Source organism: Kitasatospora sp. Ki12, from assembly GCF_054601375.1.
Genome location: NZ_BAAIHT010000003.1, coordinates 1,841,405 through 1,857,465 on the forward strand (window position 1 = coordinate 1,841,405; position 16,061 = coordinate 1,857,465).

General features: G+C 74.5%; 16 protein-coding genes. 7 read left to right on the top strand and 9 right to left on the bottom strand.

Features of this window, described 5'->3' with window-relative positions; genetic code table 11:
- Nucleotides 1-59 precede the first annotated feature (59 nt).
- The 3 genes from ACYP53_RS38680 (at nucleotide 60) to ACYP53_RS38690 (ending at nucleotide 3,582) form a co-directional block, all read left to right on the top strand.
- Nucleotides 60-1,628 (top strand): FAD-binding oxidoreductase, encoded by a 1,569-nt coding sequence (locus ACYP53_RS38680; RefSeq protein ID WP_459650831.1) that lies wholly within the window; start codon nucleotides 60-62, stop codon nucleotides 1,626-1,628.
- Nucleotides 1,629-1,840: 212 nt separating this feature from the next.
- Nucleotides 1,841-2,767 (top strand): diacylglycerol kinase, encoded by a 927-nt coding sequence (locus ACYP53_RS38685; protein ID WP_459650832.1) that lies wholly within the window; start codon nucleotides 1,841-1,843, stop codon nucleotides 2,765-2,767.
- A gap of 305 nt (nucleotides 2,768-3,072) precedes the next feature.
- On the top strand, nucleotides 3,073-3,582 hold the full coding sequence (locus tag ACYP53_RS38690; RefSeq protein WP_459650833.1) for a DUF3995 domain-containing protein: 510 nt from the start codon (nucleotides 3,073-3,075) through the stop codon (nucleotides 3,580-3,582).
- A 54-nt stretch (nucleotides 3,583-3,636) separates the two neighbouring features.
- On the opposite strand, the gene ACYP53_RS38695 is transcribed toward ACYP53_RS38690, so the two are convergent.
- The 4 genes from ACYP53_RS38695 to ACYP53_RS38710 form a co-directional block, all read right to left on the bottom strand.
- Entirely contained in the window at nucleotides 3,637-3,930 is a 294-nt protein-coding gene (locus tag ACYP53_RS38695; RefSeq protein ID WP_459650834.1) for a hypothetical protein, read from the bottom strand.
- Nucleotides 3,931-4,069: 139 nt separating this feature from the next.
- Nucleotides 4,070-4,990 carry a DUF6891 domain-containing protein gene (locus tag ACYP53_RS38700; protein WP_459650835.1) on the bottom strand — a complete coding sequence of 307 codons (921 nt, stop codon included), beginning with the start codon at nucleotides 4,988-4,990 and terminating at the stop codon, nucleotides 4,070-4,072.
- Between the two features lie 120 nt (nucleotides 4,991-5,110).
- Complete coding sequence (locus ACYP53_RS38705) at nucleotides 5,111-5,719, bottom strand: hypothetical protein (RefSeq protein WP_459650836.1); 609 nt, start codon at nucleotides 5,717-5,719, stop codon at nucleotides 5,111-5,113.
- Between the two features lie 45 nt (nucleotides 5,720-5,764).
- Complete coding sequence (locus ACYP53_RS38710) at nucleotides 5,765-6,307, bottom strand: GNAT family N-acetyltransferase (protein ID WP_459650976.1); 543 nt, start codon at nucleotides 6,305-6,307, stop codon at nucleotides 5,765-5,767.
- 413 nt (nucleotides 6,308-6,720) lie between these two features.
- On the opposite strand from ACYP53_RS38710, the gene ACYP53_RS38715 reads away from it, so the two are divergent.
- On the top strand, nucleotides 6,721-7,872 hold the full coding sequence (locus ACYP53_RS38715; protein ID WP_459650837.1) for a Cmx/CmrA family chloramphenicol efflux MFS transporter: 1,152 nt from the start codon (nucleotides 6,721-6,723) through the stop codon (nucleotides 7,870-7,872).
- A 104-nt stretch (nucleotides 7,873-7,976) separates the two neighbouring features.
- Here the strand turns inward: ACYP53_RS38715 and ACYP53_RS38720 are convergent, their stop codons facing one another.
- The gene (locus tag ACYP53_RS38720; protein WP_459650838.1) at nucleotides 7,977-8,936 is read right to left on the bottom strand and encodes an NADP-dependent oxidoreductase; all 960 of its coding nucleotides are present in this window, start codon (nucleotides 8,934-8,936) and stop codon (nucleotides 7,977-7,979) included.
- Between the two features lie 182 nt (nucleotides 8,937-9,118).
- On the opposite strand from ACYP53_RS38720, the gene ACYP53_RS38725 reads away from it, so the two are divergent.
- Both ACYP53_RS38725 and ACYP53_RS38730 read left to right on the top strand, forming a co-directional pair.
- Entirely contained in the window at nucleotides 9,119-9,709 is a 591-nt protein-coding gene (locus tag ACYP53_RS38725) for a TetR/AcrR family transcriptional regulator (protein WP_459650839.1), read from the top strand.
- A gap of 140 nt (nucleotides 9,710-9,849) precedes the next feature.
- On the top strand, nucleotides 9,850-10,287 hold the full coding sequence (locus tag ACYP53_RS38730; RefSeq protein WP_459650840.1) for a hypothetical protein: 438 nt from the start codon (nucleotides 9,850-9,852) through the stop codon (nucleotides 10,285-10,287).
- Here the strand turns inward: ACYP53_RS38730 and ACYP53_RS38735 are convergent.
- The gene (locus tag ACYP53_RS38735) at nucleotides 10,266-11,021 is read right to left on the bottom strand and encodes a helix-turn-helix domain-containing protein (RefSeq protein ID WP_459650841.1); all 756 of its coding nucleotides are present in this window, start codon (nucleotides 11,019-11,021) and stop codon (nucleotides 10,266-10,268) included. The two genes, ACYP53_RS38730 and ACYP53_RS38735, sit on opposite strands and share 22 nt — an antisense overlap.
- 86 nt (nucleotides 11,022-11,107) lie before the next feature.
- Between ACYP53_RS38735 and ACYP53_RS38740 the strand changes: the two genes are divergently transcribed.
- Nucleotides 11,108-12,046, top strand: coding sequence for an LLM class flavin-dependent oxidoreductase (locus ACYP53_RS38740; protein ID WP_459650842.1), 939 nt, complete (start codon nucleotides 11,108-11,110; stop codon nucleotides 12,044-12,046).
- Nucleotides 12,047-12,121: 75 nt separating this feature from the next.
- Here ACYP53_RS38740 and ACYP53_RS38745 read toward each other — a convergent pair whose 3' ends face one another.
- From ACYP53_RS38745 to ACYP53_RS38755, 3 genes are all read right to left on the bottom strand, one after another.
- Nucleotides 12,122-13,480 (bottom strand): DUF2252 domain-containing protein, encoded by a 1,359-nt coding sequence (locus ACYP53_RS38745; protein WP_459650843.1) that lies wholly within the window; start codon nucleotides 13,478-13,480, stop codon nucleotides 12,122-12,124.
- 200 nt (nucleotides 13,481-13,680) lie between these two features.
- Nucleotides 13,681-15,276 (bottom strand): multicopper oxidase family protein, encoded by a 1,596-nt coding sequence (locus ACYP53_RS38750; protein WP_459650844.1) that lies wholly within the window; start codon nucleotides 15,274-15,276, stop codon nucleotides 13,681-13,683.
- Nucleotides 15,273-15,746, bottom strand: a complete 474-nt coding sequence (locus ACYP53_RS38755) for a hypothetical protein (RefSeq protein WP_229928326.1) — start codon at nucleotides 15,744-15,746, stop codon at nucleotides 15,273-15,275. The genes ACYP53_RS38750 and ACYP53_RS38755 overlap by 4 nt, the downstream gene beginning before the upstream one ends.
- Nucleotides 15,747-16,061 lie beyond the last annotated feature (315 nt).

Genomic DNA, 16,061 nt, shown 5'->3' on the forward strand with positions numbered 1-16,061 from the left:
AACGCATGGCACCTGAGACGCAAGCGGGACCGGCGGGCGCCGCGCTTCCGCTCCCCCCGATGAAGTGGAACGCCTGGGGCGACCCGGCCCTGGCCAAGGAGCTGTCCGCCGACGTCAAGGGACTGCTCGCCGCCGCCCTCGGCGTCACCGGCGACGCCGCCCCCGGGCCCGGCGCCGACGAGGTCCGGCTGCGCCCGTCCCGGATCGGCGCCGAAGCCCTCAAGGCGCTCACCGACGCCGTCGGCGAGACCCACGTCAGCACCGCCGACGCCGACCGGCTGCCCCGCGCCGGCGGCAAGTCCACCCCCGACCTGCTGCGCCGGCGCAGCCGCGACCCCCAGGACGCGCCCGACGCCGTCGTACTGCCCGGCAGCGAGGCGGAGATCACCGCCGTCCTCGCGGTCTGCGCCGAGCACCGCGTCGCCGTCGTCCCGTTCGGCGGCGGCACCAGCGTCGTCGGCGGCCTCGACCCCGACCGCGGCGGCCTCGACGCCGTCGTCTCCCTCGACCTGCGCCGCTTCGACGCACTGCTCGACCTCGACGAGACCTCCGGCGAGGCCGTCCTCGGCGCCGGCCTCACCGGCCCGGCCGCCGAAGCCCTCCTCGCCGAACGCGGCTGGGAACTCGGCCACTACCCGCAGAGCTTCCGCTACGCCACCATCGGCGGCTTCGCGGCCACCCGCTCCTCCGGCCAGGACTCCGCCGGGTACGGGCGCTTCGACGAGATGGTGCGCGGCCTGCGGGTCGTCACCCCCGCCGGCGTGCTCGACCTCGGCCGCGCCCCCGCCTCCGCCGCCGGGCCCGACCTGCGCCAGCTCTTCCTCGGCTCCGAGGGCACCCTCGGCGTGATCACCGCCGTCCGGCTGCGCGTCCACCCGCTGCCCGCCGTCAAGGCGTACGAGGCGTGGAGCTTCCCCGACTTCGCCACCGGGACGGCAGCGCTGCGCGCCGTCGAGCAGCAGGGCACCGGCCCGACCGTGATCCGGCTCTCCGACGAGGCCGAGACCATGGTCAACCTCGCCATGACCGAGCAGATCGGCGGCGCCCCGGCGGTCAGCGGCTGCCTGGCCGTCACCGTCTTCGAGGGCGACGCCGAGCAGGTCGCCGCCCGGCACCACGCCACCCGCGAGGTCCTGCTCGCCGCCGGCGCCACCTCGCTCGGCGAGGCCCCCGCCCGGGCCTGGGAGCACGGCCGGTACAACGCGCCCTACCTGCGCGACTCGCTGCTCAGCGCCGGCGCGCTGTGCGAGACCCTGGAGACGGCCGCGAACTGGAGCGGGCTGGCCGCCCTGCGCACCGCCGTCACCGAGGCGCTCACCGCCACCCTGCCCGGCGCGCTCGTGCTCTGCCACATCTCGCACGTCTACCCGACCGGCGCCTCGCTCTACTTCACCGTGGTCGCCGCCCTCGGCGAGGACCCGCTCACCACCTGGGGCGCCGCCAAGCGCGCCGCCGGGGACGCCATCACCGGCGCGGGCGGCACCATCACCCACCACCACGCCGTCGGCGCCGACCACCGCCCCTGGATGACCGACGAGATCGGCGACCTGGGCGTCCGCATCCTGCGTGCCGTCAAGGCCGAGCTCGACCCGGCGGGCATCCTCAACCCGGGCAAGCTGATCCCGTGAGCGGGCCTCATGGGATGAGCGAGTCTCATGAGGTGAGTGAGCCTCATGAGGCGAGCAGAGCGCATGAGGTGAGCGGGGCTCATGGCATGAGCAAGTCTCATGAAGCGAGCGATTCGCGCGACATGAGCAAGTCTCATGAGGTGAGCGAGTCCAGTGACATGAGCAAGTCTCATGGCACGGTCGGGTCCCGCGACATGAACAGGTCTCATGACATGAGCGGACCTCATGGCGAGGCCGGCCCGAGGGCCGTCCGCCGGGTCGCCGTCCTCACCAACCCGGCGGCGGGCGCCGGCCACGCCGGCCCCGCCGCCGGGCGGGCCGTCGCCCGTCTGCGCTCCCTCGGCCTCGACGTCGAGGAGCACGCGGGAAGCTCCGCCGAGGACGCCGTCCGCCTCGCCCGCGAGGCGGCGGCGGGCGGCGTGGACGCGGTGGCCGTGGTCGGCGGCGACGGCATGATCAACCTCGCCCTGCAGGCCCTCGCCGGCACCGCCGTCCCGCTCGGCGTCGTACCGGCCGGTACCGGCAATGACCACGCCCGCGCGTACGGCCTGCCGCTCGACGCCCCCGAGGCCGCGGCCGACGTCATCGCCGCCGGCCGGACCCGCACCGTCGACCTCGGCCGGGTCACCGGCCCCGACGGCGCCGTCCGCTGGTTCGGCTCCATCCTCGCCACCGGCTTCGACTCCCTGGTCAGCGACCGCACCAACCGCCTGCGCTGGCCGCGCGGCCGGATGCGCTACAACCTGGCGATCCTCATCGAGTTCGCCAACCTGCGCCCGCTGCCGTTCCGGATCACCCTCGCCGACGGAACCGCCATCGAACGCGACCTCACCCTCGCCGCCGTCGGCAACACCCGCAGCTACGGCGGCGGCATGCTCATGTGCCCCGACGCCCTCCCGGACGACGGCCTGCTCGACGTCACCCTCGTCGACGCCATGCCCCGCCTGCGCATCGCCCGCTTCTTCCCCACCCTCTTCAAGGGCACCCACACCACCCGCCCCGAGGTCACCACCCTGCGCGCCGAGTCCCTGCGCATCGAGTCCCCGGGCATCACCGCCTACGCCGACGGCGAGTTCATCGCGTCGTTGCCGGTCGAGGTGACGGTGCGAAAGGACGCCCTGCACCTGCTGGTGCCGTGAGACGCTGAAGCCGCGGCCCGAACCCAACCGGACCGGACCGCGGCACAGCCACCGTCGTCACCCGATGCGCGCCGCTCATCCCCGCCGGTGCCGTCACGAGCCTTCGACGCGGGTTTCCCCACTCGACGCACCGCCTCGGACGACCGGCGTCTCCCCTGCGCGGGGGAGGCAGGTTCGTCCCGACGGCTGAGTCGTCCGCAGGCCCGTTCCGGCAGAGTTCCTCAGGCAGCCGCACCGCGCCAGACGAGACTTCGGGGGAAACCATGACGACGGCAATGACGGCGGTGACGCCAATGACGACGTCGATGACAACGGTGACGCCGACGGCCCCGGCGTACCACGGACGTGGCCGGACCTGGCCGGGATATGCGGCCGCCGCAGCCGCACTCGCCTACGCGGCGCCGCACTTCTGGTGGGGCGCCGGGATCGCCGCCACGTTCCCCGGGGACTTCGCCTCCGCGCCGCATGGCACCTGGGAGGCCGCGATCGGCTACTGGGTGATGGGCGCCGTGGCGGTGGTGGGCGCGGTCGTCGCGCTCGCCCTGGTCCGGCCCTGGGGCCGCCGGCTCCCCCGCCGTACGCTCTGTGCCCTGTCCCTGACCGCCTCGGTCGGCATGACCCTGTGGGGTTTCACCTACTTCGCGATGCAGTACCTGCTCGCTGCCGGGCGGGTCGTCTCCGCTCCCGCCTTCGCCACCAAGGACGCCCACCCGCAGGCCGCCTGGGGGCTGTTCTGGTACGGCCTCTTCGTCCTGTGGGGCGTCATGCTCGGCGTGGCCGCTCGGACCAGGCTGCGCGAGGACCGCACCCGCTGAGAGCGCGCCCGAGCAGAGCGGAAGCGACCGTGGCCTCGACGCCGCCGTCGGGTCCTACCGCCCCTCGTCGGCCGTGTCCCGCACCGGGTTGGCCGCCTCGATCCGCCGGGCCCAGTGACGGACCAGCGGGTTGACGTCGTGGTCCGGGGAGCCGTCCAGGACGTCCACGCCCGCCGTCGCACCGGGACCGGTGCGCATGACCGCGTCGAGCAGGTAGCGCAGCGCCTCGTCGAGGCCCGGCTTCCGGCGGGCGCCCGGGGCGCCCAACACCTGCCAGGCCCAGCCGACCGCCACCGCCGCCACCCGCAGGTCCGTCCAGCCCCGCCCGCTCCGCGCGGCCGCGATCACCTGTCGCCGAACACCTCTCGGCAACGCGCCCCACAGCTCCCGCGCGTTGCTCCGCGGCACCTGCCCCCGTTGCAGCACCCTGTCCCCCGGCCCGTAGAACGCCGTCATGGACCACGGAGCGTACGGCAGTTCGGCCCGGTCAGCTGCCCAGGCGGCGGCGCCAGAGCAGCGGGCGTATCTCGATCGCGTGCGAGGGGTCGCCGTTCCAGACCGCGGGCAGGCCGGCGGTGGTGAGCGCGGCGACCACCTCGTGGCCGATCGCGGTGGTGGTCGACGGCGAACCGTCGAAGCCTCCGTAGAGGAGGGAGAGCCCGTGGCCGGCGGCCGCGGACTCGGTGCACTGGGAGTGGAAGTAGACGAAGCCGCGGGCGTCCGGGACGCCGGCGGCACCGATCTCGGCCTCACCGCAGGAGCGGCAGCAGGTGAAGTCCTCCCTGGCCGTGATGCCGCTCGCATCCAGAGCGGCGAAGGCTCGGGCGAGGCGCTCCGGGTCGGTCTCGCCGATCCAGCCGGTCTGCTCACCGACGCGCTCCAGCCAGAGCCGGTCCGCGAGTTGCTCGGCCTGGGCGCGCGAGAGCGGCCGGCGGCCGTTCGACACCAGGTACTCCTCGGCCTCCTCGGCGAGCCGGGCCCGGTCGGTGTAGCCGCAGGCCAGGGTCAGCCGCAGCCGCTCCTCCAACTCCCGCCGCTCGCCCGCGTCCAGCTCCGGCGGCGGGACCGGCTCCGGTGCCGGGCCCATGTCGAGCGGCTGCCAGTCCAGGCCCGCGCCCCAGCCCGCCTCGCCGCGCGCCCAGGCCGTCATCGCCTCGACGACCGGCCCGGGCGCGTCCAGCCGCACCTCGAAGTGCCGCTGGGCGGAGCCGTCACGGTGCTCCAGCGTGTACTCCTCGCCCTCGGCGTGCCACACCTGGACGTACACGTCCGGCAGGTCCGGTATCCGCTCCACGACGAGGAAGCGGTCGTCCTCCGCGCCGATGCGCCGGACCAGCCCCGCCAGCTCGTCCGCGCTCAGCCGGGAGTGCCGTTCCCCGTCGTTCGTCTGCACCGTGATCGCCAGCATGTGATCACCCTTGCACACGCCACTGACAATCACCCCGGCCGATCCCGCAGTTCAGGGACGGTGCGCCCGCGATCAGGCCGGCTGGCCGGCCGGGTACGCGACGGCCCCGCGCCGGTCCCGCTAGGAGGCGTTGACCCGGCCGACGCTCTCGGTGAGGGTCGGTTCGCCCGTGTCGGGGTCGATGCCGAACACCCGGAAGCCGGTGTCGGTGGCGATCCGGATGTGGCCGGCGTCGGTCCAGCCCGCCGAGACGAACGCCCCCTCACCCGGGAACCGCTCCGGCAGGTCGAGCAGGTGCCAACGGCGGCCCGACAGACCGCTGCCGGACTCGACCGTGATCCGCCGTTCCTGCGCCTCCGTCTCCGCGCCCGGACCACCGAGGTGGACGACCACCAGGACCTGGTCCGCCCGCGCCGGAGAGCTCGTCCGGGTCTGCGTGGAGGGCTCCACGAAGGCCGTGTGGAGGGCGAGGAGACCCAGCGCGCCCACCAGCACGATGCCCCCGACCCCCGCCGCCGTCCTGCCGACGAGGTCCCACCGCCGCCGGACGAGGGCCGCTGCCAGCAGCAGGACGGCCGTCACGGCGATCAGCGGGACCGGCCGGTCCAGGGCGTCGGCCACCGCCATCCGCCCACCGCTCCGGGACGCCCGGCGCCCCACCGCGCACACCAGCAACGGCAGCAGGGCGCTGCCGGCCAGGACGCCGCCGATCCTTCCCCGAAGCCTCATCGATCCCCCTACCCCGGGCGGCCCCCACCGCACGTCCCGGCCGGCCTAGGACAGCCCGTCCTCCCGGCGCAGCCGGAAGACGACGTTGCGGCGCAGCGGCCCCTGCGGGGTGTCGGGGTCGTCGAAGTCCTCGGCGGCGTGATGGGTCATGCCGAGGCGGCGCATCACCGCCTGGGACCGGTGGTTGGCGGCGGTGGTGATGGCCAGGACCTCCGGGAGGCCGAGGGTGTCGAAGCCGTACCCGAGGACGGCGCGGGCCGCCTCGGTGGCGTAGCCGTGGCCCCAGGCGGAGCGGGCCAGCCGCCAGCCGATCTCGACGCCGTCGACCGGGTCCGTCTCCTCGATGTCGTCCAGGCCCGCGAAGCCGACGAACTCGCCGCTCTCCCGCACCTCGACCGCCAGCCACCCGTACCCGCGCCGCTCGATCGCCGCCTCGAAGCGCGCCACCGAGGCGTCGCTCTGTTCACGGGTGAGCGGACCGCCGAGGTGCTCCCGGATCTCCGGGTCGGCGTTCATCGCGGCCCACGGGGCGCGGTCCGACTCCCGCCAGCGGCGGAGCAGCAGGCGTTCGGTGCGCAGTTCGTTCAGCGGCGCGTTCGACGGCGCGTTCGGCAGCTCGTTCGGCGGTTCGTTCAGCGGCGCGCTCGACGGTTCGTCCAACGCCGCGTTCAGAAGTGCGTTCAGTGGTGCGTTCATGCGGCCACCCAACGGCACCCCGCCCGCCGGGGCAAGCGGAAAATATCCCGGTGCCGGGCGGTGGACCCGTCGGGTAGTGTGCGGAGCATGTCGAGCCCTGAGGCATCCAGGGTGGGGGCTTTCGGTCACGCCGTCAGCTCCCTGCACCCCCGTACCCGTTGAGGCGCTGAGCCCTGCTCGCGCCCTGCGCCCGCGCGCTGGAAGAGCCGCGCGGGCGCCGCTTCGCGTGCGGGCCGGCCTTCGGGGGCTGAGCGCGGTGACGAGACGTCGTCCCTCGTTGCTTCTCCTCGCCCCGGAGCCCCTCGATGCCCCGTCCGCTCTACCTGCTCGCCCTGGCCGTGTTCGCCATGGGCACTTCGGAGTTCATGCTCGCCGGCCTGTTGCCGGACCTCGCCGCCGGCCTGGGCGTCAGCCTCGCCACGGCAGGCGGCCTCACCTCGGCCTTCGCGGCCGGGATGGCGGTCGGCGCCCCGCTGATGGCCGCCCTCGCCCGCAGGAGGCCGGGACGCGGCAGCCTGCTCGGCCTGCTGCTGCTGTTCGCGGCCGCGCACGTGGTGGGCGCGCTGACCGCGAGTTTCCCGCTGCTGCTGTCGACCCGGGTGATCGCCGCGCTGGCCGCCGCCGGGTTCCTCGCCGTGGCACTGACCACGGCCGCCGCGCTGGTCCCGGCGGACCGGAAGGGCCGGGCGCTCGCCGTACTGCTGTCGGGGACGACGGTGGCCACGGTCGCCGGGGTACCGGGCGGTTCGGTCCTCGGCGCGCTGTTCGGGTGGCGCGCCGCGTTCTGGGCGGTCGCCGTGCTCTGCCTGCCCGCCGCGGTCGGCCTCGCCCGGAGCCTCCCGGCCCGGCCCGCGACCGCGGACGGGTCCGGCACCCCGGCCCTGGGCGCGGAACTACGGCAGTTGCGCCGCCCGGCGCTGCTGCGCCCGATGCTGCTCGCCGCCCTCGTCAACGCGGCGACCTTCGGCGGCTTCACCTTCCTCGCCCCCGTGGTAACCGGCGCCGCCGGGCTCGGCGCGCTGTGGGTGCCCGTCGTCCTGGTGCTGTTCGGTACCGGATCGTTCGTCGGCGTCACGATCGTCGGGCGATCGGCGGACCGGCGCCCCGGGGCGGTCCTGGCGGTCGGCGGCCCGCTGCTGGTCGTGGGCTGGCCCGCGCTCGCCGTCCTCGCGGACCGACCGGTCGCCCTGCTGCCCCTGGTGTTCCTGCTGGGCACGCTGTCCTTCGCCGTCGGCGGCACGCTGATCACCCGGGTCCTGTACGAGGCGGCCGGAGCCCCCACCATGGCCGGCGCCTACGCGACCGCCGCCCTCAACCTCGGCGCGACCGCCGGCCCGCTGCTCGCCGCCGCCACACTCGGCACGGCGGCCGGCGACCTCGGCCCGTTCTACGCCGGTGGGCTCCTCGTCGCGGCCGCCCTGCTGATCGCCGCGCTCCGGGCACCCGACGCCGGGTGACGGCTGACGTCGGACGGCCGACGTCGGACGCCTGCCGAGTGCCGCCTGCCGCCTGCCGCCTGCCGCCTGCCGCCCGACGTCACCCCGCCGGGTGCCCCGGAACCCTACTCGACCACACGGAGCACGATCTTGCCCTGGATGTGCCCCTGTTCGGCCCTGCGGTGGGCGGCCGCGGCCTCGCGCAGCGGGTACACGCCGTCGATGGCCACCCGGATCCGCCCGTCGGCGAGCAGCGCGGCGAGTTCGCTGAGGTCACTGCCGCTGGAGCGGACCTGCCACCTCCCCTCCGGGAGCACCACGCCGAGTTCGGCGGCCCGCTCGGGCCGGTAGTCGCCGAAGAAGACGGAGACCAGCCGGCCGCCGCGCCGCAGGGCGGGCAGCAGGCGGTGGGCTTCGGGTCCGCCGACGGTGTCGACCAGCAGGTCGGCGTCCGCGACCGCCTCGGCGACCGGTGTGCGGGTGTAGTCCACGAAACGGTCGGCGCCCAGCCCGCGCAGGAACTCCTCGTGCCGCCCGGAGGCGACCGCGATGACTTCCCGCGCCCCGGCGAGGCGCAGGAGCTGGAGCGCGAGGTGCCCGACCCCGCCGGCCGCTCCGACGACCACGGCCGGTCCGCCGCCTTCGTAGCCGAGGCGCTTGTGCAGGAACTGGAACGCGGTCAGCCCGGCCATCGGGACGGCGGCGGCCTCGACGTGGTCGAGGGCCGCCGGTTTGCGCGCCAGGTCGGCGGCGGGCGCGACGGTGTACTCGGCGTAGCCGGCGGCGAACCCGGGGAACCGGACGAGTCCGAAGACCTCGTCGCCGACGCTCCACCCGGTGTCGGGGCCGCCGACCGCCGCGACCACGCCGGAGACGTCGCTGCCGGGGATCACCGGCGGGCGCAGCGCCGGCCGCAGTTCGGCCGGGATGTTGTCGAAGCCACGCCGCGTGTACCAGTCGGGCGGGTTGATGCCCGCGGCGTGGACCCGGACCAGGACCTCGCCGGGCCCCGGTGCCGGCCGCGGCACGTCCTCGTACTCCAGCACCTCTGGCTCGCCGAAGGCGTGCAGCCGAGCGGCCTTCATCGTGCCTTCGGTCGTCGTGCCTTCGGTCGTCGTGCCTTCGGTCGTCGACTCTTCGGTCGTCGACTCCTCCGTACCCATGTGTCTCCCCAACGCAGGACGGACGGCCCCGGCTAGAATCCGGAGCAGTGCTCCGGAAGAGATTAACCGGAGCAGTGCTCCGATTGTCAACGGCGAGGAACCCCATGCCCCGTGAACCGCACGCCCCCGCCGAGCCGCGCGCGCCCCGCGCCGATGCCCAGCGCAACCGGGACCACCTCCTGGCCGCGGCGGCCACCCTGGTCACCGAGCAGGGCACCCAGGCCTCCCTGCGGGACGTCGCCCGCCGCGCGGGGGTCGGCCTCGGCACGCTCTACCGGCACTTCCCCACCCGCGAGGACCTGCTGGAGGCACTGCTCGGCCGGCGCTTCGAACACCTCGCCGCCCGGGCCGACACCCTCGCCGCCACCGAACCGGCCGAACGCGCGCTGACCGACTGGCTCCACGAGTTCACCCTCGACGCCGGCGCCTACCACGGCCTGCCCGCGACCCTGATGGCGACCCTCTCGGACCCGGAGTCCGCCCTGCACGCGCTCTGCCTGCGGATGCGCCAGGCGGGCGGGCGACTGCTCGCCGCCGCCCAGCAGGAGGGCGTGATCCGCCCGGACGTCACCGCCCTCGACCTCTTCGCCCTGACCAACGCGCTGAGTTGGATCACCGACCAGGCTCCTACCCTCGCCGAACGCCGGGACCACCTCTTCCGGCTGGTGCTGGACGGACTCCGGCCCCGCCCCTGACCGAGCGACGAAGCGACCAGACGACCAGACGCCCGAGCCACCGACGCCAACCGGCCATTCCCCGGCGGGAATTGTCCAGCCTCCGCCCCGGTCCGAGGATGGGGAGCACCGCAACCGAGCGAACCTTCCGAGGAGCCCCCGTGACCACCGAGCTTTCCGCCGCCACCAGCGCCCAGCGACTCGCCGACCGCTACGCCGCCCTGTGGACCGAGCCCGACGCCGGCGCGCGCCGCGAGGCGATCGAGCGGCTGTGGGCCGAGGGCGGCGTGCACCTGCTGCACCCGCCCGTCGAGGCCCGCGAGGCGGCCGTCCGGGTCGGCTTCGCCGAGCCCGTCCTGGAGGCGCGCGGCTACGAGGAGTTGGAGTTCCGCGTCGCCCGCGCCCACGAGGAGTTCGTGGCGTCCGGCGAGTTCACCTTCCGTGCCCGGCCGGACGCCGTACGGCTGCGGGACGTCGTCCGCTTCGGCTGGGAGATGGTGACCGTGACCGACGGCGAACCGGTCGGCGGCGGCGAGGAGTTCGTCGTCCTGGACGCCGACGGCCGGATCACCACCGACTACCAGTTCCCGGGGCTCTGAGCAGCCGTTCCCCGCAGCGCCTCGGCGGTCGCCGCGTCCGCCGGGAGGAAGGCCTCCAGCTTCAGCTCGGCGAGCGTGACGTCCACGGCGGTGGCGAAGGTGGTGACCGTCGTCATCAGGTGCAGCTCGCCGAGCGAGGTGCGCAGCTCCAGCGGGACGGCGAAGCCCAAGTGCTGCTCCCCCACCTCGGCTTCGGGCACGTACGAGCTCAACTCCTCGTGCAGTTCGCCGAGATGCCTGGTCCGTTCGACGATGTGGCGGGCCCAGGCGGAGAAGTTGAGGATGCGCGGGGCAATGCCGTCCGGGTGCAGGGCGAGCCGGTAGGCGTTGGTGCCGGGGCCGACGAGTCGCGGGTCGGCGCCCTCGGTGATCACGTCCAGGGCCGAGTTGGCGGCGACCACGTCGCCCCGGCGGTCCACCACCAGCGCCGGGTACGGGAGGTGGCCGGCCAGGACGTGGCCGATCGCCTCCCGCACCGGCGCCAGCGACGGCCCGTCCAGCGGCGACTCCGGGTAGACGGGGGCGTAACCGGCGGCCAGCAGCAGCTCGTTGCGCTCCCGCAGCGGCAGGTCCAGCGATTCGGCGAGCCGGACGACCATGCCCCGGCCGGGCGCTGAACGGCCGGACTCGATGAAGCTCAGGTGCCGCTGGGTCGTGCCCGCCAGGGTGGCGAGGTCGAGCTGGCTGAGGCGGCGGCCGGTACGGCGCTCGCGCAGTGCTTGGGGGAAGTCCACGCCACCAGCCAACCCTCCCGTCACGCATCACGCCATTCCCCCGGGGGAATTGAGCCCAGGCACCGCCGCCCGCCAGCATCGGTGCCATGGACATCGGCGTATTCCTCCCCACCGGCCAGGACCAATGGGCCGCCCACGACCCCCGCGACCTGATCGGGTTCGCCCGGCGCAGCGAGGAGGCGGGCTTCTCCTCGCTGTTCGTCAACGACTCCCTGCTGAGCCCGCGGATCGAACCGCTCACCATGCTGGCCGCCGTCGCCCCGGTGACGGAACGCGTACGACTGGGCACCGGCGCCCTGCTGCCGGTCCTGCGCCGCCCGGTGCAGACCGCGCAGACGCTGGCCTCGGTGGACCTGCTCTCCGGCGGCCGGCTGACGGTGGCCGTCGGCGCCGGCTTCCCCGGGCGCTTCGGCCGTCCGCTGCACGAGCTGTCCCAGGTGCCGTGGGAGCGCCGCTTCGCCCGGCTGGACGAGACGGTCGCCCTGTGGCGGGCGATCTGGTCCGGGGCCGAGGCATTCCACGGCGAGTTCCACTCCTTCGCCGAACTCCCGCCCGCCACCAAGCCGTTCCGCGCCGGGGGCCCGCCGGTCTGGCTCGGCGGCGCGACCCCGGCGGCCCTGGCCCGCACCGGGCGACACTACGACGGCTGGCTGCCCTACCCACCCGAACCGGCCGACTACGCCGCCGGGCTCGAAGCCGTCCGGACGGCGGCGCGGCAGGCCGGACGACCGACGGAGGCCGTCACCCCCGCCCTCTTCGTCAACGTGCGGATCGACCGCAGCGCCGGCGCCGCCCGCCGGACCATGGACGCCTACACCCGCGCCAACTACGGCCTGCCGCTGGCCGACACGGAACGGATCCAGGCCTTCGCCCTAGGCACCCCCGACGAGGTCGCCGCCACGCTCGCCCGTTACACGGCGGCCGGTGCCCGGCACGTCGTGGCCCGCCTCGGGGCGCTCGAACTGTCCGACCAGCTGGATCAGTTGGAGCGCCTGGCCGCCCTCAAGGCCGGCGAGTCGTGGTGACCGGGCACCGGCACGCGAACCGCCTCGCCCTCACACGCGCCGGCCACACCCGGCCCGGCCGCAATCACCCCGGCCTCACACGCCCCGGGTCGCCGTGATCCGGCCGTCCGCGATCGCCGCCACCAACTCTCCGTGGTCCGCCCCCGTCCGGTCCGCGTAGCGCACCGCGAACTCGGCCACCGCCTCGGCGAATGTGTCCGCGCCGCCGAGGTAGCCGGCGATGGCGAGGCGGTCGCCGGTGCGGGCGTGGGCACGGGCGAGGGTGCGGCCGCAGAGGTCGGCGTAGGCGCGCAGGCCGGAGGGCCGCATGTCGCCGACCTCCACCGAGCCCTTCATGTCGCGCAGTTGGCGACCGTAGAAGTGGCGGCCGGCGACGCCGGTGGTCCAGCCTAGGAAGATGTCGCTGGCGGCCTGCATCAGGTGCTGGCCGGTGACCACCCGGCGGCCGCCGTGGTGGGTGGCGACCTCGGCGTCGACCAGGGCGGGCGGCAGGTGGTCCTCCAGCACCGAGCGTCCGGCCTCCTTGAGCTGAAGGAACAGCGGGTCGCGGGCGTCCCGGCCCTCCAGCAGGACGATGAAGCAGCGGGTGCCGACGCTGCCGACGCCGACCACCTTGGTGGCCGCGTCCACGAAGTGGTAGCGGTCCAGCAGGACCCGTCGGTCTTCGGCGAGGGTGGCCCGGTAGTCGCTGAACACCTTGCCGATGCCGTGCAGTTCGGTCTTCTTGAGCGGTTCGATCAGCGGTGGCGCGCTGATGATCCGCCGGCGCCCGTCCCGTTCCTCGGTGAGCTTGCCGAAGGCCTGCAGGCTGGTGCGGCGGCGGGCGTGGGCGAGCTCGGCCTCGGCGCGCTCGCGCTGCCGGGGTTTGGTGAGCAGCGGCACCAGGTGAGCGGTGTCCACCCGGGCGTACCAGACGTCGAGTTCGCCCATGCCGGCCAGCCGGCGCATCGCCGTCGCGTACCCCTCGACGGCGGCGCGGGCGGCCCGCCGTACCCGGCGCTCGTCCTGGCCGTTGTCGCGGGCGGCCACGGCCACACTGGCGGCGAGGCGCTTGACGTCCCACTCGAACGGACCGGGATAGGTCTCGTCGAAGTCGTTGACGTCGAAGAGCAGGGCGCGTTCCGGCGAGGCGTACACCCCGAAGTTCACCAGGTGCGCGTCACCGCAGAGTTGGACGGTGAGGCCGGTGTCGGGGGCGGCGCCGAGATCGGCGGCCATCACCGCGGCGGCGCCGCGCAGGTAGCCGAACGGGTTCTCGGCCATCCGCCCGTACCGGATCGGCAGCAGCCGGGTGACCCGGTCCGCCCCCTGCTGTTCGAGGACGGCGAGCGGGTCGGGCCGGTCGGCGGCGGGGATCCACCGGCCGTGGTCGGAGCGGGAGACGCGGTCGCGGGCGGCCCGGCCGCGGCGGCGGCGCTCGGCGGGAGTGGTCATGCGGCGGCTCCGTCCGTCGGCGGTCCTCCCCGCGACGTCGGGGGTCCGCGGGTGCCCCTCCCCGCGACGCTAGGACACGAGTGCCGGAGGGCGCAGCGCACGCCCTCCGGCACTCAGCCGTCCGGGTGAAGCCGGTCGGTTCGCCGTGCGGCGGACCGCGCCGCGACGGTTCTTGTCACGGCGGGTCTCCGCACGGCGGCTCACTGCGCGGTGAAGTCCGCCATCATCGCCATGTCCTCGTGCTCCAGGTTGTGGCAGTGCAGCATGTACGCCCCCGCGTAGTCGGTGAAGCGCACCAGCACCTCCACCGCCTCGGCCGGACGCAGGTCCACGGTGTCCTTCCAGCCCGCGTCGTACGGGCCCGGGTCCTTGCCGTCGCGGCCGATCACCTGGAAGTGGTCGAGGTGGACGTGCACCGGGTGGTGCAGGTCGGAGGAGAAGCGCCAGCGTTCGACCGTCCCGAGCGCGGGCGTGGCGATGCTCTGACCCGGCTGGTACGGCTCGCCGTTGATGATCCAGCCGTCGGTGCGGCTGCGGCGGAAGGTGAAGTCGCGGGTGGTGACGGCGGCGGAGGCGCTCAGGTCCTCGACCGTGGCGAGCTTGTCGGGCACCGACGAGTCGTCCTTCACCTGCTTCGCGGAGACGTCGAAGCACATCACCTCGGCGGTACGGCCGCTGCCGAACCGGTTGACCAGGCGCACCCGGGTGCCCGGCTCGTAGCGGGAGAAGTCGACGACGACGTCGAAGCGCTCGGCGGGGGCGATCTCGATGCCGTCGTGGGCGACCGGGGCCGCCAGCAGGCCTCCGTCGGAGCCGATCTGGACCAGGGCGTCGCCGCCGGCGGGCTGCGGGTCGAGTTCCAGCCGGTAGAGGCGGGCGTTGGAGGCGTTGAGCAGGCGCAGCCGGTAGCGGAGGCGGTCGACGTCCAGCCGGGGCCAGGGGGCGCCGTTGACCAGGATGACGTCGCCGAGCACGCCGTTGGCGTACGCGGCGGTGACGCCGGGCTCGCCGAGCGCGGGGTCGCTGGAGGGGTAGCTGAAGGAGCCGTCGGCGGCGAACGAGCGGTCGGCGATCATCAGCGGCAGGTCGCGCTCGCCGCGCGGCAGCGGCAGGGCGCCCTCCTCGTCGTCCTGGACGAGGTGGAAGCCGGCCAGGCCGCGCCAGACGCCGGGGCCGGTGAAGCCCATCCGGTGGTCGTGGTACCAGAGCGTGGCGGCGCGCTGCTTGCCCGGGTAGGTGTAGCTGCGCTCGCCGACGACGTTGCGACCGGCCGCGTGGTGCATCCCGGGCATGCCCGCCATGCCCGGCATCCCCGCCATGCCGGCCGCGCCCTGGGCGGCGTCCGCCGACGATCCGACGGGCAGCAGCAGGTCCACCGGGTAGCCGTCGCTGTCCGCCGGGGTGTGCCCGCCGTGCAGGTGGGTGACGGACGGCACCGGCAGCTCGTTGCGGTGCTTGACCACCGTCGTCCGCCCGGAGCGGGTGACCACGGTCGGGCCGGGGAAACTGCCGCCGTACGTCCAGGCCTCGGTCTTCACGCCGGGCAGGATCTCCAGCTTGGCGACCTGCTGGGTGATCTCGTAGTAGTCGGTGGTGCCCTCCGTACGGACCGGCTTCAACACGGCCGGGACCGGCAGCGGGACCCGGAACGCCTCCGGCAGGTCGAGGCCGCTGCCCAGCAGCCGCCCGGGGCGGCCCTCGGCGAACAGCCGGGCGGCGGAGGGGACGGCGACGGCGACCAGCGCGCCCGCGCCGAGCACGGAGGCACCGATGCCCAGGAAGCGGCGGCGGTTCACTTGGACACCTCCACCGGCCCACCGGGGCGCGGCAGCCGGCCGCTGCCGTCCGGGGCCGCACCGGGCAGCGCCGCCCGGACGGGCAGCGGCAGCCGCCAGGCGCCGGCCAGGACGAACAGGATGCCGCTGACCAGCAGCACGCCGAGGGTGACGTGCAGGCCGAGCGAGCGGGCGTAGCCGGCCGCGATCTGGCCGGTGACCGCGACGGCGAGCAGGAGCGTGGTCCACAGCGGCCAGAGCGGACCCCGGCCGGGCCACCGCACCGCGACAGCCACCGCCAGCTGGAGCACCACCACGGTGGCCAGCGTCATCGCGTTGCCCTCGTGGTCCTTCAGGGACTCGTAGGTACCGTTGAGGAAGCTGCCGGCCAGCATGACCTGGAGCAGGGCCAACAGAGCCAGCGCGGTGGCGGTGGTCCGCAGCAGGACCAGCGGCCAGCGGGGTGCGGGGGCGACAGGGGGGCTGCTCATGTCGGGCTACTCTCTGCTTCGGCGGTCGGGCGGGGCGGGCGAGAGCGTAGCTGATCTGACATCACGATCAGCCCCAATAAAGGCCTTTGGTCCTTCCGGTTACCCCATTGCGCCTGCTCGGACCGCCTTTGTCACCCGGACGAGGGATGCCCTTGAGCGGTCCTCAAGGGCATCCCTCATGAGCTTGTCTCATGCTCATGCGCCATGAGCTCCTCTCATGCTCCGCGTCATGAGCTCGTCTCATGCTCCGCGTCATGAGCTCGTCTCATGCTCCGCGTCATGAGAGAAGCTCATCACCCACCTCATGAGAGGAGC